This is a genomic window from Streptomyces sp. NPDC042638 (assembly GCF_040647235.1).
GTDB lineage: Bacteria > Actinomycetota > Actinomycetes > Streptomycetales > Streptomycetaceae > Streptomyces > Streptomyces rameus.
The window spans coordinates 20455-43025 of record NZ_JBEZBT010000042.1 but is presented as its reverse complement, the minus strand read 5'-3'; the positions used below and the strand labels follow the sequence as shown (position 1 = coordinate 43025).

25 protein-coding genes and 1 pseudogene are annotated in these 22571 nt (G+C 71.1%); 11 read left to right on the top strand and 15 right to left on the bottom strand.

Annotated features, from left to right (window positions below):
• Positions 1–9: 9 nt before the first annotated feature.
• Entirely contained in the window at positions 10–780 is a 771-nt protein-coding gene (locus tag AB0B40_RS27835; protein ID WP_362266163.1) for an alpha/beta fold hydrolase, read from the bottom strand.
• A gap of 142 nt (positions 781–922) precedes the next feature.
• On the opposite strand from AB0B40_RS27835, the gene AB0B40_RS27830 reads away from it, so the two are divergent.
• Positions 923–1216, top strand: a complete 294-nt coding sequence (locus AB0B40_RS27830; RefSeq protein WP_362266161.1) for a hypothetical protein — start codon at positions 923–925, stop codon at positions 1214–1216.
• A gap of 29 nt (positions 1217–1245) precedes the next feature.
• Here AB0B40_RS27830 and AB0B40_RS27825 read toward each other — a convergent pair whose 3' ends face one another.
• The 5 genes from AB0B40_RS27825 to AB0B40_RS27805 form a co-directional block, all read right to left on the bottom strand.
• Positions 1246–1830: a hypothetical protein gene (locus tag AB0B40_RS27825; RefSeq protein ID WP_345046845.1), complete on the bottom strand. Its 585-nt coding sequence runs from the start codon at positions 1828–1830 to the stop codon at positions 1246–1248.
• A gap of 4 nt (positions 1831–1834) precedes the next feature.
• Positions 1835–2755, bottom strand: a complete 921-nt coding sequence (gene htpX, locus AB0B40_RS27820) for a zinc metalloprotease HtpX (protein ID WP_345046843.1) — start codon at positions 2753–2755, stop codon at positions 1835–1837.
• Positions 2756–2938: 183 nt separating this feature from the next.
• Complete coding sequence (locus tag AB0B40_RS27815; protein WP_362266158.1) at positions 2939–4297, bottom strand: hypothetical protein; 1359 nt, start codon at positions 4295–4297, stop codon at positions 2939–2941.
• Between the two features lie 94 nt (positions 4298–4391).
• A complete protein-coding gene (locus AB0B40_RS27810; RefSeq protein WP_345046841.1) occupies positions 4392–4649 on the bottom strand; it encodes a hypothetical protein in 258 nt (85 codons plus the stop codon).
• 100 nt (positions 4650–4749) lie between these two features.
• The gene (locus AB0B40_RS27805; RefSeq protein WP_345046839.1) at positions 4750–5739 is read right to left on the bottom strand and encodes a helix-turn-helix domain-containing protein; all 990 of its coding nucleotides are present in this window, start codon (positions 5737–5739) and stop codon (positions 4750–4752) included.
• A 486-nt stretch (positions 5740–6225) separates the two neighbouring features.
• Between AB0B40_RS27805 and AB0B40_RS27800 the strand changes: the two genes are divergently transcribed.
• Both AB0B40_RS27800 and AB0B40_RS27795 read left to right on the top strand, forming a co-directional pair.
• Entirely contained in the window at positions 6226–6684 is a 459-nt protein-coding gene (locus AB0B40_RS27800; RefSeq protein ID WP_345046838.1) for a hypothetical protein, read from the top strand.
• A gap of 8 nt (positions 6685–6692) precedes the next feature.
• The gene (locus tag AB0B40_RS27795) at positions 6693–7109 is read left to right on the top strand and encodes a hypothetical protein (RefSeq protein ID WP_345046836.1); all 417 of its coding nucleotides are present in this window, start codon (positions 6693–6695) and stop codon (positions 7107–7109) included.
• 49 nt (positions 7110–7158) lie between these two features.
• Here the strand turns inward: AB0B40_RS27795 and AB0B40_RS27790 are convergent.
• A pseudogene (locus tag AB0B40_RS27790) lies at positions 7159–7487 on the bottom strand (transposase).
• Positions 7488–7668: 181 nt separating this feature from the next.
• Positions 7669–9078, bottom strand: a complete 1410-nt coding sequence (gene glnA, locus AB0B40_RS27785; protein ID WP_345046834.1) for a type I glutamate--ammonia ligase — start codon at positions 9076–9078, stop codon at positions 7669–7671.
• A 210-nt stretch (positions 9079–9288) separates the two neighbouring features.
• Between glnA and AB0B40_RS27780 the strand changes: the two genes are divergently transcribed.
• Positions 9289–9756 (top strand): RDD family protein, encoded by a 468-nt coding sequence (locus tag AB0B40_RS27780; protein ID WP_345046833.1) that lies wholly within the window; start codon positions 9289–9291, stop codon positions 9754–9756.
• Positions 9757–9966: 210 nt separating this feature from the next.
• Here AB0B40_RS27780 and AB0B40_RS27775 read toward each other — a convergent pair whose 3' ends face one another.
• A complete protein-coding gene (locus tag AB0B40_RS27775) occupies positions 9967–11625 on the bottom strand; it encodes an FAD-dependent monooxygenase (protein ID WP_362266154.1) in 1659 nt (552 codons plus the stop codon).
• Positions 11626–11828: 203 nt separating this feature from the next.
• On the opposite strand from AB0B40_RS27775, the gene AB0B40_RS27770 reads away from it, so the two are divergent.
• Genes AB0B40_RS27770 through AB0B40_RS27740 form a run of 7 tightly spaced genes read left to right on the top strand, consistent with a single transcriptional unit; the run spans position 11829 to position 17000 of the window.
• Positions 11829–12908: a SchA/CurD-like domain-containing protein gene (locus AB0B40_RS27770; RefSeq protein WP_362266153.1), complete on the top strand. Its 1080-nt coding sequence runs from the start codon at positions 11829–11831 to the stop codon at positions 12906–12908.
• A 34-nt stretch (positions 12909–12942) separates the two neighbouring features.
• The gene (locus tag AB0B40_RS27765; RefSeq protein WP_345046828.1) at positions 12943–13380 is read left to right on the top strand and encodes a cupin domain-containing protein; all 438 of its coding nucleotides are present in this window, start codon (positions 12943–12945) and stop codon (positions 13378–13380) included.
• Positions 13377–14636: a beta-ketoacyl-[acyl-carrier-protein] synthase family protein gene (locus tag AB0B40_RS27760; protein WP_345046827.1), complete on the top strand. Its 1260-nt coding sequence runs from the start codon at positions 13377–13379 to the stop codon at positions 14634–14636. The genes AB0B40_RS27765 and AB0B40_RS27760 overlap by 4 nt, the downstream gene beginning before the upstream one ends.
• A 7-nt stretch (positions 14637–14643) precedes the next feature.
• Positions 14644–15888, top strand: a complete 1245-nt coding sequence (locus tag AB0B40_RS27755; RefSeq protein ID WP_345046826.1) for a ketosynthase chain-length factor — start codon at positions 14644–14646, stop codon at positions 15886–15888.
• Positions 15889–15910: 22 nt separating this feature from the next.
• Positions 15911–16165, top strand: a complete 255-nt coding sequence (locus AB0B40_RS27750; protein WP_184961141.1) for an acyl carrier protein — start codon at positions 15911–15913, stop codon at positions 16163–16165.
• A gap of 1 nt (position 16166) precedes the next feature.
• Entirely contained in the window at positions 16167–16646 is a 480-nt protein-coding gene (locus AB0B40_RS27745; protein ID WP_345046823.1) for an SRPBCC family protein, read from the top strand.
• A 21-nt stretch (positions 16647–16667) separates the two neighbouring features.
• Positions 16668–17000, top strand: coding sequence for a TcmI family type II polyketide cyclase (locus AB0B40_RS27740; RefSeq protein ID WP_345046822.1), 333 nt, complete (start codon positions 16668–16670; stop codon positions 16998–17000).
• 76 nt (positions 17001–17076) lie between these two features.
• Here the strand turns inward: AB0B40_RS27740 and AB0B40_RS27735 are convergent, their stop codons facing one another.
• The 6 genes from AB0B40_RS27735 to lipB form a co-directional block, all read right to left on the bottom strand.
• Positions 17077–18072 (bottom strand): methyltransferase, encoded by a 996-nt coding sequence (locus AB0B40_RS27735; RefSeq protein ID WP_345047011.1) that lies wholly within the window; start codon positions 18070–18072, stop codon positions 17077–17079.
• 112 nt (positions 18073–18184) lie between these two features.
• Positions 18185–19270, bottom strand: a complete 1086-nt coding sequence (locus AB0B40_RS27730; protein ID WP_345046820.1) for a right-handed parallel beta-helix repeat-containing protein — start codon at positions 19268–19270, stop codon at positions 18185–18187.
• Between the two features lie 125 nt (positions 19271–19395).
• Positions 19396–20097: a DUF4191 domain-containing protein gene (locus AB0B40_RS27725; RefSeq protein WP_345046819.1), complete on the bottom strand. Its 702-nt coding sequence runs from the start codon at positions 20095–20097 to the stop codon at positions 19396–19398.
• 95 nt (positions 20098–20192) lie between these two features.
• Complete coding sequence (locus AB0B40_RS27720; RefSeq protein WP_345046818.1) at positions 20193–20390, bottom strand: hypothetical protein; 198 nt, start codon at positions 20388–20390, stop codon at positions 20193–20195.
• A 216-nt stretch (positions 20391–20606) separates the two neighbouring features.
• Positions 20607–21599 carry a lipoyl synthase gene (gene lipA, locus AB0B40_RS27715; RefSeq protein ID WP_345046816.1) on the bottom strand — a complete coding sequence of 331 codons (993 nt, stop codon included), beginning with the start codon at positions 21597–21599 and terminating at the stop codon, positions 20607–20609.
• A 119-nt stretch (positions 21600–21718) separates the two neighbouring features.
• Complete coding sequence (gene lipB, locus AB0B40_RS27710; RefSeq protein WP_362266148.1) at positions 21719–22516, bottom strand: lipoyl(octanoyl) transferase LipB; 798 nt, start codon at positions 22514–22516, stop codon at positions 21719–21721.
• Between the last annotated feature and the right edge of the window lie 55 nt (positions 22517–22571).

Here is a 22571-nt window from a genome sequence, read left to right as displayed (position 1 = left end):
TCCCTCGGGTCATGATGCCTCGCCGGTATGGTCGCCGATGCCACTGACAGCCGGCGCCCGCCCCGGGAGCCGCCCGTCCAGCAGTGCCGTCACGAACGCCCGCCGGTCCTCGGCGTGGTCGCGGAACCACAGGCCCAGGAAGTGGTCCGCCGCCGGGAGTTCCAGGCGGGTCGGCCGGCCGCGGACCGACAGCGCCTCCTGGACGGCCTCCGTCACCGCCGGCGGGATGACCGTGTCGTTGCCCGGGACCGCCAGCACCGCCCGGCCCTCGTACGACCGCAGCGCCTCCAGGGCGGGGGAGTGCCGCCAGCTGTCCGGGGTGCGGATCAGCTCGGAGAAGCGGCTGTCGCCGGTGCCGAACGGGACCTCCCACGCCTCGGGCGCGTAGACGGCGGGCGCGCACAGGCCCACCGCCGCCACCCGCGGCCCGTAGTGCCGTACCAGGTCCGCGACCGTCTGGCCGCTCATGCTGAAGCCGACCAGCACCAGCGGGTCGTCCGCTGGGGCGTGGGCGTCGAGCACCGCCACCGCCTGCTCGTAGCGCCGGCGCAGGCTCGACTCCGCGAGGGCGCCGGTGCTGTCGCCGTGTCCGGAGAAGTCGAACGCCAGGGCCCGGCAGCCCCGGGCGGCGAAATCCGTGAGGAACGGAAGGAGCCGTTCCTTGCTGCCGTTGCCCGCGCCGTGCAGCAGCACCGCCGTGGCCCGTCCGGCGGGGCCGGCGCTCGCTCCGCTGAGCCGTTCGCCGTCGTACACGTGCGCGAAACCGGTGAGTTCGTCCATGCGGGACATTGACTCACGGCCGCCCCGCGCGCCGGAAAACGGGATGCACCGGCGGTCACGCCCTCCCTACGCTGAACAAACGGCGGCGAAACAGACACGGCGCCCGCCTCCTCCCTCACCCACTCACCCACGGAGGTCCGTCATGCGTGGCATTCTCGCGACCGGGACCCTCGTCCTGGTGATCCTCGGAACCGGGAACCATCTCTGGTGGCTCGCCGCCGTCGCGCTGCTGTATCTGTACGCGACGCAGGGGCGTGGCTCGCCCGGTACGACCCCGCCCGCCGGCTCCGGCACCCCGTCCGCCGGCCCCGGCGCCCAGCCCGACAGCTACCGGGCCTACCGGGAGCGCCGGGACCGGCAGGCCCGGTGGGAGCGCCGCTACCGCCGTGAGCGGCCCTTCGAGACCCGTCGGCAGCACCGGGAGAAGGCGCGCTGAGGGCACGCCGAGCCGGGCGCCCCCGGCCGTCACAGGCCGGGGGCGCCCCACACCGGGAACCAGCGGCCCAGGTCCGGCTCGATCCGCAGGTCGCCCTCGAGCGCCGACTTCAGCTGCAGCTCCAGCGCGGTGTCCCGCCGCTCGGCGGCACCGGGCAGCGGGGCGAACGGATAGAACGTGCCGCGCTTGTAGAGGTACACGAGCGCAAGGCTCCGGCCGGTGTCGTCCGTGAAGGAGGTCAGCGAGCACAGCAGTTGCGGTCCGAACCCGGCCAGTTCCAGTGAGCTGTTGACCGCGTGCAGGTCGTTGACCAGCTCGGGCAGTTGGCCGGGGGAGCGCCGGGACACCAGCCAGGAGTAGCCGTAGCCGTCCCGGCGCAGCTCCACCGGCGGGCCGGTGCGGTCGGTGTCCGCGTCCAGCAGCGCCTGCATCTCACGGTGGATCTGCTCGAAGGCCGCCCCCTCCACCGTGGCGAAGCACACCGCGCCGCCGCCGGTCGGGGTGAAGCCGGCCGCCGCCTCCAGTGTCACCGCCGCCGACGGCAGCGCGAACAGCCGGTCCAGATCGGGCGCGACCGGCTTGGTACGGCCCAGCAGGATGTCCAGCAGCCCCACCGTTTCAGCCCGCCTTCCCGGGGGTGGCGGCCTCGCCCAGCTCCGCCGAGATCCGGCCCAGCTGCTCCAGCCGCTGCTCCAGGCTCGGGTGGGTGGAGAAGAACCGCTCGATGCCGGGCTCCCGGCCGGTCGCCGGGGTGAAGTAGAACGCGTTGAACGCCTGCGCCGTACGCAGGTCCTTGGTCGGGATCCGGGCGATCTCACCGGAGACCTTGGTGAGCGCCGCCGCCAGCGCCGAGGGCCGGCCGGTCAGGTGCGCCGCCGCCCGGTCGGCCGCCAGCTCCCGGTACCGGGACAGCGCCCGGATCAGCAGGAAGCTGATCGCGTACACGGCCGCCGAGACGCCCAGCACGACAGCGAAGACGGCGGCGGTGTTCTGGTCCCTGCGGCCCCCGCCGAGGATCTGCGAGTAGAAGGCGAACCGCACGACCAGTCCGGCGATCACCCCGAGGAAGGAGGCGATCGTGATCACGGCGACGTCCTTGTGCGCCACGTGCGACAGCTCGTGCGCGAGCACGCCCTCCAGTTCGGCCGGCTCCAGCCGGCGCAGCAGCCCCGTGGTCACACAGACCACGGCGTGGTCGGGACTGCGGCCGGTCGCGAACGCGTTCGGCATGTCCATCCGGGACACGGCGACCACCGGCTTGGGCATGTCGGCGATCGCGCACAGCCGGTCGACGACCGCGTGCAGCTCGGGGTACTCCTCGCGCTCCACCACCTGGCCGTGCATGGCGAACATGGCGATCTTGTCGGAGAACCAGAACTGCGCCACGAACATCGCCCCGATCAGGACGACGACCAGCAACCAGGACTTCAGCAGCACGATCAGCGCGGCGACGAAGCCCACGTACAGCAGCCCGAGCAGGAACAGCGTCAGACCCATGCGCACGGTCAGCCGCCGATCGCTCCGGAACCGGCTCTGCATCTTGCATCACCCCGCAGTCAGGCACTCGTCCCGCTGTCCAGTGTGCACCTGCCGATCGCCATGAAGTGGTTGCGAACGGTCCTAGGAGCGGCAAAAGGATCCCGGATGCCGCCGACGGCCCGACGGGCACCACTGACGCGACGCCGCCGCTCCGCCGCCGCACCGCCGGCCGGCCGCTGTCGATCAGCCCAGCGGGGCGCGGCCCGGGCCGAGCAGTTCCGCGACCGCCGGGTCCGGCCCGCTGAGCACCCCCCGCGGCAGCGCGCCGCGCACCACCGGTACCGCCCGCTTGCGCAGCCGTTCGTCGGGATCGCCGAGCAGTGCCACGGCCGCCCGCAGCCGTACGGCCTCCCCGTGCGCGTCCAGCAGCCGCCACGCCGACAGCCGCTCCCACCGGGGCCGTGCCGGGTCCAGCCGCCGCAGGAGCCACTGCGCCGGCAGCGCGCCGGCCGACGGCAGCAGGGCGAGCGTGGCCTCGCGGACCACACCGGGCGCCGGGTCGTCCAGCAGCCGCCGCATCCGGGGGACGTCCCCGACGTCCAGGGTCCGCAGCCCGGCCACCGCCCGCGCCCGCACCCCGGGCGCCGGATGGTCCAGCAACGGCCACAGCAGGGCGGCGTCCGCACGCCGACCGCACTCCGCGAGCCCGATCGCGGCACCGGGCGGCAGCGCCGGGTCCGCAGGGTCGGCGCAGCGCGCCCGGTACCAGGGCAGCGGATCGGTCCCGTGCTGCCGCAGGACGTACCGGGCGCAGGCCCGCACCAGCGCCGAACGGTCGGCGAGGAAAGCCACGGCCCGGTCCGGCCGGCCCAGCCGCCGCAGCGCGGTCACGCCCGCCGACCGGGCATGCGGGCCACGGGCGCCGAGCAGGGCGTCCAGCACCCCCGGCGCGTCGTCCTCGCGCACGGCGGCGAGCGCGGCGTCCGCGCACTGCGCCCGTACGACGGTGTCGTCGTCCCGGGCGGCGGCGCGGGCCAGTTCGACGGCGGAGAGCAGGCCCCGCTCGAGGGCCACGCCGTACCCGAGCCGGCGCACCGCACGGTCACCGGAGGCGAGCAGCGGGGTCAGCCGCTCCCGGGGCGCCCGGCGCAGTACGTCGCCGAGCAGGCCGAGGGCGAAGTCGCCGCGTCGGCGGTCGCCGAGGCGCCGGATCAGCGCGGCGAGCCGCGTGGCCGTCTCCGCGTCCAGCGCCTCGGTGAGCCGCTCCCGGGCCCGCGTCCGCACCGGCTCCGCCCAGTCGGCGCACCGCACGGCCACCAGGGCGAGCAGCTCCGGCCGGCCGGCCACCCGGCCCAGCGCCCGGTGCCGGATCCTGCCGTCGCGGTGGCACAGGGCGAGGGCGAGCCGGCCGTCGGTGAGCGGGCCGTCGGCAGCCAGGGCGGCGAGCAGCGCGTGACCGCCGTCCGTACGCGCCCAGTTGCACTGCTGCGCCCGCGCGCCCTCGTCCAGCTCCAGCCAGGCCGCCGGGTCGCCGGTGTCGAGCACCTCCCGCAGTGCCGCGCCCTCGGCCAGACGCCGCGCCGCCGCGCTCCCCTGACGCATGTGTCTCCCGCTTGTGCGATGTACGGCCCTGCGAAGGACCGCGGTGAACGTCGGGCGACCGCTCTGGTGACTGGTGAGGCGACCGCTCCGGCAACTAGTAAGGGGAACGCATCTGGGCGTACCCCAGCAGGACGATCACGGCGGCCACGCAGCCGAGGACCACGGCCGTCGACACCCACGACGACCGGCGCGGCGCGGTGCGGTCCGGGTCGGCGCGGAAGGGCGCCGGGTCCGGCGGGTTCTCCTTCCAGCGGGCGGCGAGCATCCGGGCCCGGGCGGAGGGCTCCTTGTGCTCGGCCGAATTCGCCCAGGTGTGATCGAACTCGCGCTCCCAGTCGTCCTGTTGCGACATCCCCGTTCAACCTCTCTCGTCCGACACGCTCCGGGAGGGATGATCCCCCGACAATAGGAAGTCTGGGAAGCGGGAAAGGTTGCACAGGGGGCGGAGCCGGTCAGGCGGAACGGCGGAATCGGCTGCGGTACTCCGTGGGCGTGGTGCCGAGCTTGCGGCGGAACGCCCGGATGAGGGTGTCGGAGGTGCCGAAGCCGCACGCGGACGCGACCCGTTCCAGGGTGTCGTCCGAGGTCTCCAGCCGGTTCCGGGCCACCTCGACGCGGGCCGCCTCGATGTAGGCGGCCGGGGTCATCCCGAGTTCCGTCTTGAAGATCCGGGTGAGCTGGCGCTCGCTGACGTGGGCGTGCTCGGCCAGGTCGGCGACGGTCAGCGGACCGGCGATGCGTTCGGTGACGAAGTGGCGCAGCCCGGCCATGCGCCGGGTGGTGGAGACGGGCTCGACGGGCACGCTGAACTGGCTCTGTCCGCTTGGCCGCTTCAGGTACATGACGAGCTGACGGGCGACCCGCAGCGCGACGGCCTCCCCGAAGTCCTCGGCGACGAGCGCGAGGGACAGATCCAGGCAGGCGGTGATGCCCGCGCCGGTCCACACCCCGCCGTCGCGGATGAAGATCGGATCGGCGTCCACCTCGACCGAGGGATGGTCGGCGGCGAGCTGCTGCGCGGTCGACCAGTGGGTGGTGGCACGCCTGCCGTCCAGCAGACCGGCGGCGGCGAGCAGGTGGGCGCCCACGCAGACGGAGGCGACGCGCCGGGCCCGGGCGGCGAGGGTCCGCACCCAGCCGACGACGGCCGGATCGGTCAGGGCGTGCACCCGGCGCTGCTCGTCGACCTCGACCGAGCCGGGCACGAGCAGGGTGTCGATCGCCCTCCGGGACGCCTGGGCGAAGGTGACGTCCGGCAGCACGCGGACGCCGGCGGCGGTGGTGACGGGGTCCATGGTCCCGGCGGCCAGGACCACCTCGTACCCGGTGTCGTCGTCGGTCTCCCGCCGCAGCAGGGCGAACACCTCCGGCGGCCCGGTGACGTCCAGCAGGTCGACCCCGTCGAACAGCATGACGACGATGAACCGCCGCACCCCGCTCACACCCTCTCCCCTCGGCCGCCGACCTGGAGCAGGCCCCCCGCCCATGTCCGGATCTGCAAGTTACACGACGTCACCGCCACCGGGTGGCCCGTTCCCGTCTGCGCTGGGCAACAGGCGTGCTCCCTCACGTTGGCTAAGATCTCAACCCAGTCAACGCGGCCATTCTCGGGGAGAGTTGGGGGAACTGTGGAGACGGCTCGGGTCTTCTTCGGTCTCGCGGCACCAGTGGTGGTGTCCTGGGAGCGAAAGTGGTTCACAACCCGTCCTGGATGGGCGATCCTCTTCACTGGCGCGTATGGCAGTTACGCCATAGGGCCGTACTTCGATGATCGCAAGGCGGAGGCGGCCCTCGGTGTCGCTCTCCTGTTATCTTTCGGCGCGACCTTGATGCTTCGGTCTCACCTCACGCCATCATTGGGCTTCTCGATCACGAGCCCACTTACCGCAGGGGCTGTTAACGCCACTAAGCGAGTAGGAGCCTCTGTGGTGGGACTTGCTGCACTCGCAGGAGTGTGGATCGGATGGGCAGCGGTTTCCAAGCTTGTTAGGGAGCTGCTGCTAAGTGACAAGCTGACCGTGATGTCTTCTGCCTTGCTCATCGCGGTTTTCGGCGGCGGGGCCTTCGTTAAATTGACTACTGATCCTGTGGTGGATGAGATCTATAACCTCCCCAACGGCACGAACCGGGACTCTGCCCTAGCCCTGATTCGCAGTGGTGGGCGGAGCATCGGTCTCATCGAACGCGGGCTGTTGTTCGCCTTCCTCGCTGCCGGTAAGCCGGAAGCTGCTGCGCTCGTGTTGGCAGCCAAGGCACTGGCTCGGGCTCCAGTCGATCACGTCAACCACGCATCCAAGTACTTCCTCATCGGTACGCTGGCAAGCGTCAGCGCCTCAATGGCCATGAGCATGGCTGCTCGTACTGCGGTTGGGCTGCCTGTCTTCTAGGAGGTCCTTTGGAACTCAGGCAGCACCCATTCATCCGTGAGTTGCTCTCCCTGAACCTGCCTTCGACCGACTACGTTGTGGCCGGCAGCGGACCGCTGCTCGCGCATGGCCTCAGGCAAGGCGTAAGTGACCTCGACGTCGTAGCCAGAGGCGGTGCTTGGAAGATCGCATCGAGCCTAGCTGAGGCTGTGTCTGCCCCTTCGGGTCACGGCTTGATGGTGGTGCTGTTCGAGGGGCACATTGAGATCTTCGATCGATGGCTTCCTGGCACGCAGGATTCTGATGGCCTGATCGATTCGGCGGAGTTGATTCAGGGCATCCCTTTCTGCCCCCTCTCTGAGGTCCTGGCTTGGAAGATGAGGTCCAATCGACATAAGGATCAACAGGATATTGAGCTAATTAGGGGATATATCGGTGCGGTTTAGTCGGTCGGCGTAGCGGCTTTGGGCTGGACCTGCCCGTTAAGGCGGTGTCCTACGTGGTGAGGCGGACGAGTCGTCTGTAGCAGCAGAGGGCGGCGGCGAGGCCGAGAAAGGCCAGGTAGTTGCGGGGATCGTGCTCGTAGCGAGGGCTCGGACGTCGGTAGCCGGACAGCCAGGACATCGTCCGCTCGATGACCCAGCGGCGGCGTTCGCCCCTTTTTTAGGCGGCAGAGCCCGCCAGGCGCAGCCGCTGACCAGCACGTAGATGATCGCCGCGAGCAGCGTCTCATCGGGCGTGTCCTGCGTTCCGCCGCACTGCGGCCGCACCTTCGGCGGTGGGATCAGCGGCTTCGCGATCTCCCGCAGCCCGTCCGGAACAATCCAACTCCACGTACCCCGCCCCCTACACGGCTCAGCGAGCCCTCACTGCGTAGGACACCGTCTAAGCGGCGGCCGGGTCGGAAACAGGCCGTCGGCCGTGCCCTTCCCGAGAAGGAAGAACACGGCCGACGGCCCACAGACGGCCCAGGGGAGCGGTTACCCGCTGTGACCTGGGGTGATATCACACGTCGAAGTACAGCTCGAACTCGTGCGGGTGCGGGCGGAGCTGGAGGGGGGCGATTTCCTGGGTGCGCTTGAGGTCGATCCACGTCTCGATCAGGTCGGACGTGAAGACGTCACCCTGGAGGAGGAACTCGTGGTCGGCCTCGAGGGCGTCGAGGACGGCGTTCAGCGAGGTCGGGACCTGGGCGACGTTCGCGTGCTCCTCGGGAGCCAGCTCGTACAGGTCCTTGTCGATGGGCTCGGCCGGCTCGATCTTGTTCTTGATGCCGTCCAGGCCCGCGAGGAGCAGGGCGGAGAAGGCCAGGTACGGGTTGCCGGAGGAGTCCGGGGCACGGAACTCGACGCGCTTGGCCTTCGGGTTCGAGCCGGTGATCGGGATACGCATCGCGGCCGAGCGGTTGCGCTGCGAGTACACCAGGTTGATCGGCGCCTCGAAGCCCGGCACCAGACGGTGGTAGGAGTTCACCGTCGGGTTGGTGAAGGCCAGCAGCGACGGGGCGTGCTTGAGGATGCCGCCGATGTAGTAGCGGGCGGTGTCCGACAGGCCCGCGTAACCGGCCTCGTCGTAGAACAGCGGGTCGCCGTTGGTCCACAGCGACTGGTGCACGTGCATGCCCGAGCCGTTGTCGCCGAAGATCGGCTTCGGCATGAAGGTCGCGGTCTTGCCGTTGCGCCAGGCGACGTTCTTCACGATGTACTTGAAGAGCTGCAGGTCGTCGGCGGCGGCGAGCAGGGTGTTGAACTTGTAGTTGATCTCCGCCTGGCCGGCGGTGCCCACCTCGTGGTGCTGGCGCTCGACCTTCAGGCCCTGCTTGTCCAGCTCCAGGGAGATCTCGGCGCGCAGGTCGGCGAAGTGGTCGACCGGCGGGACCGGGAAGTAGCCGCCCTTGTAGCGGACCTTGTACCCACGGTTGTTCTCCACGGCGCCGGTGTTCCAGGCGCCGGCCTCGGAGTCGATGTGGTAGAAGGACTCGTTCGCCGAGGTGGCGAAACGGACGCTGTCGAAGACGTAGAACTCGGCCTCGGGGCCGAAGTAGGCCGTGTCGGCGATACCCGTCGACGCCAGGTACGCCTCCGCCTTCTTCGCCACGTTGCGCGGGTCACGGGAGTACTGCTCGCCCGTGATCGGGTCGTGGATGAAGAAGTTGATGTTGAGGGTCTTGTCCCGGCGGAACGGGTCCACACGCGCGGTGGACAGGTCGGCACGCAGAGCCATGTCGGACTCGTGGATGGCCTGGAAACCACGGATCGACGATCCGTCGAAGGCCAGCTCCTCGTCCGGGTCGAACGCCTCAACGGGCACCGTGAAGTGCTGCATGACGCCCGGCAGGTCGCAGAAACGGACGTCGACGAACTTGACGTCCTCGTCCGCGATGAACTTCTTGGCCTCGTCGGCGTTCTGGAACATCCAGCTCCTCCTACTCCCGACCGTCGACGCCGGGGTGGTAGATCGTTCGTGCGGCCAGTGCGGTGGCACACGCTGGTCTCGACCCTAGGGACGGGTGATTTCTCGGGCGTGACCCGTTTGTTTCGCAGAAGTTAACCGGCCACCTGTCCACCGTAGCCCCGACACACCCCTGCGCGTAGTGCCCGAAACCGGGCGCAGTACCGTGGACGGGTGGACAACAGGCAGGCAATCGGATCGTGGCTCTCCGGGCCGCGCGCGGCCATGGAAGAGGCGGGCGCCGACTTCGGATACCGGGGCGAGCGGCTCGGCCTCCCCGAGGAGGGGCCGAACTCGATCGCACGCCCCGGACGGCGGATCGGCGCACTCGCCGTCGACTGGGGGCTCTGCCTCTTGATCGCATACGGTCTCATCGCGGACAGCTACCACGACGCGGCGCAGATCTGGGCACCGCTCGTCCTGTTCGTCCTGCTGGTCCTCACCCTGGGCACGGTGGGCTCCACCCCGGGCAAGCGCCTCTTCGGGCTGCGGGTGGTCGCGCTGGAGACCGGCCGCGTCAGCCCGCCGCGCGCCGTGCTGCGCACGGTCCTGTTCTTCCTCGCCCTTCCGCCCCTGATCTGGGACCGTGACGGCCGCGGCCTGCACGACCGGGTCGCGAAGACGGTCGAAGTCCGCATCTGACGGTCCCCCGTACGGCACACAAGGCCACCCGCCGTACGGCACACAAGGCCACCCGCCGTACGGCACACAAGGCCACCCGCACCGCCCGGTACGGGTGGCCTGTGACATGTCCGGCCGCGCCGCCTCGGCGGCGGCGCGTGCGTGGGTGCGTGACGTCCTCAGCGCGGGTGCGGGCGCGCCGTCCCCGGTGTCGGCCCGCTCATCTCGCCCTCAGCGCCGGCACAGGACCGTCGCCAGGACCTCCCGCAGCTCGGCCTCCGGATCCGCCGCCGCGGCCGTGGAGCGCCAGGCGACGAATCCGTCCGGGCGCACCAGCACCGCTCCGTCGGCCGTCGTGCCGTGGAGCGCCGCCCAGTCGCCGCCGCCCGTGGGCCCGTCCCCGTCGTAGGCGAGGTCGGCGTCCGCCCCCGCACCGATCCGGTACGCCTCCAGCCGTACTCCGTCCGTGCCGGCGATGTGCCGGGCGGCGGCGTGCCAGGCCCGGCCCGCGACCGACCCCGCGTCACTGAGCAGCACCAGTGACTGCTCGTAGAGGTCGATCGTGGACAGCCGTTCGTCCGCCCGGCGCAGCCACAGGTGCGGGGCCCGGCTGCCCGGATCCCCGGTGAGCCGTACTCCGTCCGGTACGACCGGCTGGGCCGGGTCGGCACCCAGGACGGCGCCCTCCAGATAGCGGTAGCACAGCACGACGGGGAGGATGCCGCTGCGCGGCCCGGCGCCGACGCCCGGAGTGGGGGCGAAGCCGGGGTGGCTGTGCTCCACGGAGCGGGCCGAGGCGCGGGCGCTGGTGGCCAGCGCGACCGGCCGGCGCTCGGTGTCGTAGGTCTCCAGCAGGCCGGGGCCGGCCCAGCCGTCGAGGACGGCGGCCAGCTTCCAGGCCAGGTTGTGGGCGTCCTGGATGCCGGTGTTCGAGCCGAAGGCGCCGGTCGGGGACATCTCGTGCGCGGAGTCGCCGGCGAGCAGGACCCGGCCGGCCGTGTACCGCTCGGCGACGCGCTCCGCGGCACGCCACGACGCCTTGCCGGTGACCTCGATGTCCAGGTCGGGGACACCGACCGCCAGCCGGATGTGCCGCTGGAGCCGTTCCTCGGTGAACTCCTCCAGCGTCTCGCCGTGTTCCGGGTGCCAGGGGGCGTGGAAGACCCAGTGCTCCTTGTTGTCGACGGGCAGCAGCGCACCGTCGGCCTCGGGGCTGGTGAGGTAGCAGCAGATGAAGCGCCGGTCGCCCACGGTCTCGGCGAGCAGCTTGGAGCGGAAGGTGATGCTCACGTTCGCGAAGAGGTCGCCGGGGCCGCTCTGCCCGATGCCGAGCCGGTTGCGGACGGGGCTGCGCGGGCCGTCGCAGGCGACCAGGTAGTCCGCCCGGACGGTGTACAGCTCGTCGCTGTCACGGTCGCGGACGAACGCCGTCACTCCTTCGGGGTCCTGCGAGAAGGACTCCATCTCGTGGAAGTAACGCAGGTCGCCGCCGAGCGCGCGGGCCCCGTTCAGCAGTACCGGCTCAAGGTCGTTCTGGCTGCACAGACACCACGCCGTGGGGCTGAACTTCGCCAGTCCGCCGCCCGGGTCGATGTGCCTGAACAGCCATTCTCCGGCGTCACCGGCCAGCGTGGGGGTCTGCAGGATGCCGTGGTTGTCGGCGAGGAGCGAGGCCGCCGCCTTGATGTCCGGCTCGATGCCGGCCACCCGGAACAACTCCATCGTCCGCAGGTTGTTGCCGCGGCCACGCGGGTGGATCGAGGTCCCGGAATGCCGCTCGACGAGCATGTGCGGTACGCCGAGACGGCCCAGGAACAGGGAGAGGGACAGGCCCACCAGAGAACCGCCCACGACGAGGACGGGCACCTGGTGATCGGCTTTCTGCTGCATCAAGGCTCCAGGGGCAGGGGTCGGGATGTGGGGCGCATTGGTGTTTCTGTGCCCTCTGGGAGAGCTTTCGCGTGCGCAATCACCCGCGTGGTTCACGCGAGTCGCGCGCACCGGGGGAAGGGGCACAGGATCAAGAAGCGCTGACGTCGCGTCATTCGGCCGCCGGCGTTCGCCTCTGCCACCGTGAAGGAGATGTGCGCAGCATGACCACCATGTCGGAAAAGCTTTCGGACCAGTTGACGCGCCAGTCGAAACGGGTCTCCCAGTCCGTGTTCGACGGCTCCCGCCTCCGGGTCGTCCTCCTCGTGGACGTCTACGACGGCGCCCAGCAGCAGTTCCTGGAGGCGTACGAGCAGCTGTGCAACCAGGTGGCTCAGGTGCCCGGCCACGTCAGCGACCAGCTGTGCCAGTCGATCGAGAACCCCTCCCAGTGGCTCATCACGAGCGAGTGGGAGAGCGCCCCGCCGTTCCTCACCTGGGTGAACAGCGAGGAGCACGTGCGGATGGTGGAACCGCTGCACTCCTGCGTCCGGGACACCCGGTCGCTGCGCTTCCACATCGTCCGCGAGACCGGCGGCGAGGAGGCCGCCGCCTCGTCGCGCCGCCGGCTCCAGACGTCCCCGCGGATCGGCGACGGCGTGATCCGGCACGCGCTGACCTTCACGGTCAAGCCGGGCAGCGAGCGGGAGGTGGCGCGGATTCTCGCGGACTACTCCTCCCCCCAGGCGAAGGTCGACGAGACCACCCGGCTGTGCCGTACCTCGCTGTTCATGCACGGCAACCGGGTCGTGCGGGCCATCGAGGTGCGCGGCGACCTGCTCGCGGCGCTGCGGCACGTCGCCCGGCAGCCCGAGGTGCGGGCCGTCGAGGAGGCCATCAACCCCTACCTGGAGCAGGAGCGGGACCTCAACGACCAGGAGTCCGCACGGGTGTTCTTCACCCGGGCGGCGCTGCCCGCCGTGCACCACGTCACCGCCGACGAACTCACCGGGGGCGAGCGGCAGGCCCTGTACTACCCGGCCCGGCCCGACTGCGGCATGCGGCTGGCGGAGCTGCTCGCCCAGCAGGACGAGGCCGCGGCGGACGACCCGGACAGCCCGGTCCTGCGCAGCACGATCTTCCACCGTGACGACGTCGTCGTGCGGCTGGTCGACGTACGCCCCGGCGCGGGCGGCCACGCCGTCCTGCCGGAGCCCGTACGCCAGGCCGAGCTCAGCGCCCTGCTGGACGGGGAGCCCGTCGGCATGGACCTCGTCACCGACCGCCGCTCGCCCGACGCCTGACCCCGGCCGGCCCAGACACCAACGGAGGAACGCCGTGATCCAACCCCTTCCGAAGATCGTGGACCTCAGCGAGGTCGAGCCCAACACCCGGCGCGGCGGCGATCTGCGCGCCATGCTCACCCCGGCGACGGTGGGCTCCACCAGTGGCTTCATGGGCGTGGCCATCGTGCGGCCAGGCGACCGCATCGCTGAGCACTACCACCCGTACTCCGAGGAGTTCGTCTACGTCGTCTGCGGCCAGCTGGAGGTGGACCTGGACGGTGAGCCGCACCCGCTGCGGCCCGAGCAGGGGCTGATGATCCCCATGAACATGCGGCACCGCTTCCGCAACACCGGCAACGTGGAGGCGCGGATCGTTTTCCACCTGGGTCCGCTGGCCCCGCGGCCGGCCCTCGGCCACGTCGACACGGAGGAGACGGGCTGCGCGGCCGTCGCCGCGGAGCCGACCGAGCGGGAACAGGTCGGCTCATGAGCCGGCGCGTGGCGGTCACCGGTATAGGTGTCGTCGCCCCGGGCGGGATCGGCGTACCGGCGTTCTGGGACCTGCTCGCCGAAGGCCGTACCGCGACGCGGGGCATCACGTTCTTCGACCCGGCCGGCCTGAGGTCCCGGATCGCCGCCGAGTGCGACTTCGACCCCGCCGCGCACGGCCTGGACGCCGAGCAGGTCCAGCGGGCGGACCGGTACATACAGTTCGCGCTGGTCGCCGGTGAGGAGGCGGTCCGGGACTCCGGTCTCGACCTCGCCGGCGAGGACCCCTGGCGGGTCGGTGTCTCCCTGGGCACCGCCGTCGGCGGCACCACCCGTCTGGAGCACGACTACGTGCTGGTCTCCCACCGCGGGCAGCGGTGGGACGTCGATCACGCCGAGGCGGAGCCGCAGCTGCACCGGGCGTTCTCGCCGAGCACCGTGGCCTCCGCCGTGGCGGAACGTTTCGGCGCACAGGGTCCGGTACAGACCGTCTCCACCGGCTGCACCTCCGGACTGGACGCCGTCGGGTACGCCTTCCACACCGTCCAGGAAGGCCGGGCGGACATATGCATCGCGGGTGCCTCGGACTCCCCGATATCCCCGATCACCATGGCCTGCTTCGACGCGATCAAGGCCACGTCGCCGAACAACGACGACCCCGCGCACGCCTCCCGGCCCTTCGACAACAACCGTGACGGCTTCGTCATGGGCGAGGGCGGCGCGGTGCTCGTCCTGGAGGAACTGGAGCACGCCCGGGCCCGCGGTGCCCACGTGTACTGCGAGTTCGGCGGCTACGCCACCTTCGGCAACGCCTACCACATGACCGGCCTGACCAAGGAGGGCCTGGAGATGGCGCGGGCCGTCGAGACCGCCCTCGACCAGGCGCGGCTCGACCCGACGGCGATCGACTACGTCAACGCGCACGGCTCCGGCACCCGGCAGAACGACCGCCACGAGACGGCGGCCGTGAAGCGGGCGCTCGGCCACCACGCGTACGACACCCCGATGAGCTCCATCAAGTCCATGGTGGGGCACTCCCTCGGGGCGATCGGCGCCATCGAACTGGTCGCCTGTGTGCTGGCCCTCGCCAAGCAGGTCGTACCGCCGACCGCGAACTACGAGATCCCCGACCCCGAGTGCGATCTGGACTACGTCCCGCGCGTGGCCCGCGAACGCAAGCTGGCCAGCGTGCTGTCCGTGGGCAGCGGGTTCGGCGGCTTCCAGTCCGCGGTGATCCTGACCCGGCCGAGGGAGTGAGGACACGATGAGCGAACCGAAGGACCGGCAGGCGGCCGTCACCGGCATCGGGGTGGTCGCGCCCAACGGCACCAGCACCGACACCTTCTGGAAGGCGACCCAGGAGGGCCTCAGCGTCCTCGACCGGGTCACCCGCGAGGGCTGCGAACACCTTCCCCTCAAGGTGGCCGGTGAGGTCCGCGCCTTCGACCCGGCCGCGACGATCGAGGAGCGCTTCCTCGTCCAGACCGACCGGTTCACGCACTACGCCATGGCCGCGGCCGACTTCGCGCTGGAGGACGCCCGGCTCGGGCAGGGCAGCATCCCCGACGCGCCGTACTCCATCGGCGTGGTCACCGCCGCCGGCTCCGGCGGCGGCGAGTTCGGCCAGCGCGAGCTGCAGCAGCTGTGGGGCAAGGGCAGCCGGTTCGTCGGGCCGTACCAGTCCATCGCCTGGTTCTACGCCGCGAGCACCGGCCAGGTGTCCATCCGCCGTGGCTTCAAGGGCCCCTGCTCGGTCGTGGCCTCCGACGAGGCCGGCGGCCTGGACGCCCTCGCCCACGCGGCACGGGCGGTACGGCGCGGCACCGACGTGATCGTGGCCGGCTCCACCGAGGCGCCGCTCGCGCCGTACTCGATGGTCTGCCAGCTCGGCTACGAGGAGCTGAGCCGCGAGGAGGACCCGTCCCGGGCCTACCGCCCGTTCACGGAAGGTGCCTGCGGGTTCGTGCCGTCCGAGGGCGGCGCGATGCTCGTCGTGGAGGCGGCCGGCGCCGCCCGGGAGCGCGGCGCCGACATCCGGGCCGTCGTGGCCGGGCACGGCGCCACCTTCACCGGCGCCTCCCGCTGGGCGGACTCCCGGGCGGGCCTCGCCCACGCCATCGGGCAGGCCCTGCGGGAGGCCGACTGCGCCCCCGAGGAGATCGACGTCGTCTTCGCCGACGCCCTCGGAGTGCCGGAGGCGGACCGCGCCGAGGCCCTGGCGCTCGCCGACGCCCTCGGCGAGCACGGCACCCGGGTCCCGGTCACCGCCCCGAAGACCGGCATCGGCCGCGGCTACTGCGCGGCCCCCGTGCTGGACACCGCGGCCGCCGTGCTGGCGATGGAGCACGGCCTGATCCCGCCGACGCCGAACGTCTTCGACGTCTGCCACGAACTCGACCTCGTGACGGGCCGCGCCCGCGTCGCCGAACTGCGGACGGCACTGGTCCTCAGCCGCGGACTCATGGGGTCGAACTCGGCGCTGGTGCTGCGACGCGGCACCGCGCAGTGAGCACAGCAAAGGAGGAAAGCACATGCCGCAGATCACCGTGGAAGAGCTCGCCGCACTGATGAAGAAGGCTGCCGGGGTCACCGTCAGCCCACAGCAGCTCATGGACAAGCCGGAGACCGGCTTCGACGTCCTCGGCGTCGACTCGCTGGGCCTGCTCGGCATCGTCGGCGAGCTGGAGAACACGCACGGCACCCCGATGCCGGTCGACGCGGAGCGCTGCAAGACGCCGCAGCAGTTCCTGAACCTCGTCAACACCACCCTGATGGCAGGAGCCTGAGATGGCAGGACACACCCAGAACGAGATCACCATCGCCGCCCCGCTGGACCTGGTCTGGGACATGACCAACGACCTGGAGCGCTGGCCGCAGCTGTTCAGCGAGTACGCCTCGGTGGAGGTCCTCAAGCGGGAGGGCGAGAAGACGACGTTCCGGCTGACCATGCACCCGGACGAGAACGGCACCGTCTGGAGCTGGGTCTCCGAGCGTGAGCCGCACCGCGAGTCCCTCACCGTCAAGGCGCGCCGGGTGGAGACCGGCCCCTTCGCCCACATGGACATCCACTGGCGCTACGAGGAGGTCCCCGCCGGCACCCGGATGGTCTGGACCCAGGACTTCGCGATGAAGCCGGACGCCCCGGTCGACGACGACTGGATGACCGACAACATCAACAAGAACTCCAAGGTCCAGATGGCCCTGATCCGGGACAAGATCGAGAAGGCGGCAGCCGGCCACCGGCCCGCCCCGGCCCTGGCCGACTGAGCCGGACGACAGGAGACGACCGTGCACCAGGCCCTGATCGTCGCCCGCATGGCCCCGGGCTCCGCCACGGACATCGCCAAGGTGTTCGCGGAGTCCGACCGGGGAGAGCTGCCGCACCTCATCGGGGTCGTCCGGCGCAGCCTCTTCCAGTTCGGCGATGTGTACATGCACCTCATCGAGTCCGAGCGCGAGCCCGGGCCGGCCATCGCCAAGGTCACCTCGCACCCTGAGTTCAGGGACGTCAGCGAGCGGCTGTCGGCGTACGTCAGCGCGTACGACCCGGAGACCTGGCGGTCCCCGAAGGACGCCATGGCACAGCGCTTCTACCTGTGGGAGCGCGACGCCGTCGGCTGATCCCCCGTCCGGACCACCGGTGCCGGGCCCGCGTCGGACGCGGACCCGGCACCGGTGTGCTGCGAGGGGGCTGCGCTCACCCGGAGACCTTGCAGTCGAACGCGTGCAGGTAGGGGTTGACCGGCCGGACGTCGCCGACCTCCAGGCCCGCCGCGCCGAGCCGGCCGACCATGCTGTCGGTGGTGTGCTTGGCCCCGCCGACGTTCATGAGCAGCAGCAGGTCCATGGCGGTGCTGAACCGCATCGACGGGGTGTCGTCGACGAGGTTCTCGATCACCACGACCCGGGCGCCGGGGCCGCCCGCCTCGACCACGTTGCGCAGCAGCCGGGCGGTGGACTCGTCGTCCCACTCCAGGATGTTCTTGATGATGTAGACGTCGGCCTCGACCGGCACGGCCTCGCGGATGTCGCCGGGCACGATGTACGCCCGGTCGGCCAGGTCCCCGCCCTCGCGCAGCCGCGGCAGGGCGTTGTCCACCACCCGGGGCAGGTCCAGCAGATAGCCCCGCATCGCCGGGTACTTGTCCAGCAGGCAGGCCACCACGTGCCCCTGGCCGCCGCCGAGGTCCGCGACCGACGTGCTGGCGGACAGGTCCAGCAGCGCGGCGACATCGCGCGCCGACTGCTCGCTGGACGTCGTCATCGCCCGGTTGAAGACGTCGGCCGACTCCGGGGCGTCCTCGTTCAGGTAGGCGAAGAACTCCTTGCCGTACAGGCCCTCGACGACGTTGCGGCCGGTGCGCACCGCCTGGTCCAGCCGCGGCCAGGCGTCCCAGGTCCAGGGCTCGGTGCACCACAGCGAGATGTCGCGCAGGCTGTTCGGGTCGTCCTCGCGCAGCAGCCGGGACATCTCCGTGTGGGCGAACGTCCCGTCGGGCCGCTCGGCGAAGACGCCGTAGCAGGACAGGGTGCGCAGCAGCCGGCGCAGCGGCTTCGGCTCCGCGCGCACCGCGCTCGCCAGGCTCTCCACGGTCATGGGGGCGTCCCCGAGCGCGTCGGCGACGCCGAGCCGGGCGGCGGCACGGACGGCGGCGGCGCAGGCGGCCCCGAACACCAGCTCGCGCAGCCGCATCGACGGCAGGGGTGAGGGGGGCACGCCCGGCTCGGTCGGAGCCGGGAGGGCGGGGGATGGTGCGGTCATGTGCCGCCTTCCTTCCTTGGGTGGGTCGGGAACGGCCGTCCGGTCAGCACAGGCCCGAGGGCTTGGAGGCCCGGCAGGAGTTGCCGTCGAAGGCGTTGCCGCGCTTGGCGGCCTCCTGGTTGACGAGGTCCGCGGGGGAGTTGCTCCCGAGGGTGTTGCCGGTGATCCGGTTCCGCTCGCTGGTGGCGCCCACGAAGCTCTTGAACAGGACGATGCCGCCCGACAGCGGGGACCTGCCGGAGTGGCCGGTGACCGTGTTCCGCGTCACCAGGGCGTCCTCCGTGCCGGTCAGGACGATGCCCGAGCCCTGGAGGTAGGGCAGCCGGGCGGTCTTCGGGCAGTACTTGTTGTTCCGCACGACGAGGTTGTGGCTGACGGTCAGCGCGCCCGTCTTCGGCTTGTTCTCGTCGCCGACGACGAACACCCCCGCGCAGTTGCCGCTCACGTGGTTGTGCGTGAGGGAGAGGTTGCGCAGCCGGCGGACGGTGACGCCGATCCGGTTGCCCTCCAGGCGGTTCTCGGTGACCTGCGTGCCCTTGGTGTCGCGGGCGCCTTCCTCGGCCTTCACGTTGTTGGCGAGGAACAGTCCGGCGTCCCCGTTGCCCCGGGCCGTGTCGTGCCGGAACATCCCGCGGGTGGAGTGCTCCTGGGCGATGCCCCACTGGCCGTTGTCGTCGGCGGTCACCCGCTCCACGGTCAGCCGGTCGGTGCCCATGGACCACACGCCCGTCTTGGCGAAGCCGGTGACCAGCAGGTCGGAGACGGTGACGTTCGCGAGGGCCTTGTTCTTCCGGCCGATCACACAGATGCCGTTGCCTGCCTCGCGGCAGGTGACGGAGCCCTTCTTCCCGTGCGGTGCGGCCTTGGTCCTCCTGGGCGGCTGGAGGACGGTTTCCCGGCCCGCGCCGCGCAGGGTCACTCCGGGCGTCTTCACCGTGACGCTCTCCCGGTAGGTGCCGGCCAGCACGAGCACGGTGTCGCCGGAGCGGGCGGCGTCCACCGCTTTCTGGATCGACTCACCCGGACGCACCACGAGGGTCTGGTGGGCGGCCGACGCCGGGGTGGTGCCGAGGAACGCACCGACGAGGGCCGTGGTGCACGCGAAGTACGTAATATGGCGTTTTGTCACACCCCGAAGGCTAAGAGCGATGAGCCGATAACCGGCCGGATACTCCGTTCGGCGGCGTGTCAACGGGCCGGAAAACACCGAAGCGCCCCCGAAGGGGCGCTTCGCCGGGTGAGGGTGCGGACCGCTCAGCGGCCCCGCGGGCCGCCCTTCGGCAGCTTCATGCCCTTGGGCATGGGCCCCTTCGGCAGCGGCATGTTGCTCATCAGGTCCCCCATGGCCCGCAGCCGGTCGGTGGTGGCCGTCACCTGGGGGCCGGTGAGCACGCGCGGCAGCTTCAGCATGGTCGTACGGAGCTTCTTCAGCTCGACCTGGCCCTCGCCGCCGCCGACGATCAGATCGTGCACCGGCACGTCCGCGACGATGCGGTTCATCTTCTTCTTCTCGGCGGCCAGCAGGCTCTTGACCCGGTTCGGGTTGCCCTCGGCGACCAGCACGATGCCCGCCTTGCCGACCGCCCGGTGCACCACGTCCTGGCTGCGGTTCATCGCCACCGCCGGAGTCGTCGTCCAGCCCCGGCCGATGTTGTCCAGCACGGCGGCGGCGGCGCCCGGCTGACCCTCCATCTGGCCGAAGGCGGCCCGCTCGGCCCGGCGGCCGAACACGATCGCCGTCGCCAGCAGGGCGATCAGCAGGCCGAAGAGGCCCAGATAGACCGGGTGGCCGATGAGAAAGCCGATCGCGAGGAAGACACCGAGGGTGCCGATGCCCACGGCCGCGAGTACAAGGCCGATCGTCTTGTCGGCCTTGCGGGTCATCTTGTACGTGAGGGCGATCTGCTTCAGTCGCCCTGCGCTCGCGGCGTCCGCCGCGGTTTCCTTCCTCGCCATGCCACGAAGTCTACGTGCCCCCGGAAGCGCCGGACGACGGCAGTGCCCCGCGGGGGAGGCGCCAGGGGTGCGACGGCGGTGCCGGCGGGGAAGCGTCAGGAGCGGGTGGCGGCCTGTTCGAGGACCCGCTGGGCCTCGGACCGGTCCTTGGCCCGGCGGCGGTCCTCCAGGACCGAGGTCCAGGCGTTGCGGCGGGCGGTGCGCTGGCCGCCGCTCATCAGCAGGGACTCGACGGCGCGGAGCGCGTCGGTGAAGGACGGGATGGCGGTGGCGCGAACGGGCGCGGCCTGCATGATCGAGGTCCCCCTCGGAGCGATGGAGATACGGGGTGTGACACTAGAGTCACTGATTGGTGTTACCAGGGCGTGTCCGACCGGTCAAACGCGGATGAAACCTTGATGCGCGGCCCCGGAACGCCGACGCGGCCCTGAGAACCGCCCTCATCAGCGAGGACGCTCAGGACCGCGTCGGATCGGCCATTACTGGCCGGTAGTTTCTGGTGCGGGAATTCACACGGCCTGTGCGGCCACGTAGGTGTCTCCCTGCCGCGGAGCGGCGGCGGACTGACGCTGTTCGACCGCCATCCCGTACAGGCGCCCGGCGCGGTACGACGACCGGACCAGCGGGCCGGACATGACGCCGGAGAAGCCGATCCGCTCGGCCTCCTCCTTCAGCTCCACGAACTCCTGCGGCTTCACCCAGCGCTCGACCGGGTGGTGCCGGACGGAGGGGCGCAGATACTGCGTGATGGTGATCAGCTCGCAGCCCGCGTCGTGCAGCTGCCGCAGCGCCTCGCTGACTTCCTCGCGCGTCTCGCCCATGCCGAGGATCAGGTTGGACTTGGTCACCAGGCCGAAGTCGCGGGCCTCGGTGATGACCTTCAGGGAGCGCTCGTAGCGGAAGCCGGGGCGGATGCGCTTGAAGATCCGGGGCACGGTCTCGACGTTGTGCGCGAAGACCTCGGGGCGGGCGGAGAAGACCTCGGCGAGCTGCTCGGGGACCGCGTTGAAGTCGGGAGCCAGCAGCTCCACCTTGGTCCGGCCGCCCTCGCGCTGCGCCGTCTGCGCGTGGATCTGGCGCACGGTCTCGGCGTACAGCCAGGCGCCGCCGTCCTCCAGGTCGTCGCGGGCGACGCCGGTGATGGTGGCGTAGTTCAGGTCCATGGTGACCACGGACTCACCCACCCGGCGCGGCTCGTCGCGGTCGAGCGCCTCGGGCTTGCCGGTGTCGATCTGGCAGAAGTCACAGCGCCGGGTGCACTGGTCGCCGCCGATGAGGAAGGTCGCCTCGCGGTCCTCCCAGCACTCGTAGATGTTGGGGCAGCCGGCTTCCTGGCAGACCGTGTGCAGGCCCTCGCTCTTCACGAGGTTCTGCATCTTGGTGTACTCGGGGCCCATTTTCGCCCGGGTCTTGATCCACTCGGGCTTGCGCTCGATGGGGGTCTGGCTGTTGCGGACCTCCAGGCGCAGCATCTTGCGTCCGTCGGGTGCGACTGCGGACACGACCGGCTCCCTGTGACTTCGATTCTTCGGCGTACACCAGGGTACGCCCGTGCTCATTGCGCCCTGCCGGTGAGACCAACCTCGCGGTCGCAGGGCGCATTCCCGTCGCGGCCGGCGGATCAGGCGGACGCCCTGTCGATCACCCGGGGCCTCGGGTCCGCGTTCTCCAGGACGTCCCTCAGGTGCTTCTCCAGCACCGGCAGGACCTCTTCGATCGTGACGTCCAGGCCCAGCTCGCCCGCGAGGGAGGCCACTCCCGCGTCCCGGATCCCGCAGGGGATGATCCGGTCGAACCACTTGTTGTCCGGGTTCACGTTGAGCGCGAAGCCGTGCATCGTGACGCCCTTGGCGACCCGGATGCCGATCGCGGCGATCTTGCGGTCCTCGCGCCGCTGGCCGGCGTTGGAGGGGGCGTACTCGGGGCCGTTGAGGCGGGGGTCGAACTCCTCGTCGGTCAGCCGGGGATCGAAGTCGAGGGAGAGGCCTGCGAGTGCCGGCCGCTGCTCGACCGGGTCGCCGAGCACCCACACCCCGCTGCGGCCCTCGACCCGGGTGGTCTCCAGGCCGAACTCGGCGCAGGCGCGGATGATCGCCTCCTCCAGCCGCCGGACGTGCGCGACCACGTCCACCGGGCGGGGCAGCTTCTGGATCGGGTAGCCCACCAGCTGGCCCGGGCCGTGCCAGGTGATCTTGCCGCCGCGGTCCACGTCGATGACCGGGGTGCCGTCCAGCGGGCGCTCGCTGTCCTCGGTCCGCCGGCCCGCCGTGTACACCGGCGGGTGCTCCAGGAGGATGACCGTGTCGGGGACCTCGTCGGCGAACCGGGCCGCGTGCACCCGGCGCTGCTCGTCCCAGGCCTCCTGGTACTCGACGGCGTCCGCACCGAACCCCATACGGACGAACCGCAACTCACTCACGGCAAGCGCCTCCCTCAGCGAACCGGTGTGTCAGGCACGTAAAGCGCCCACGCCA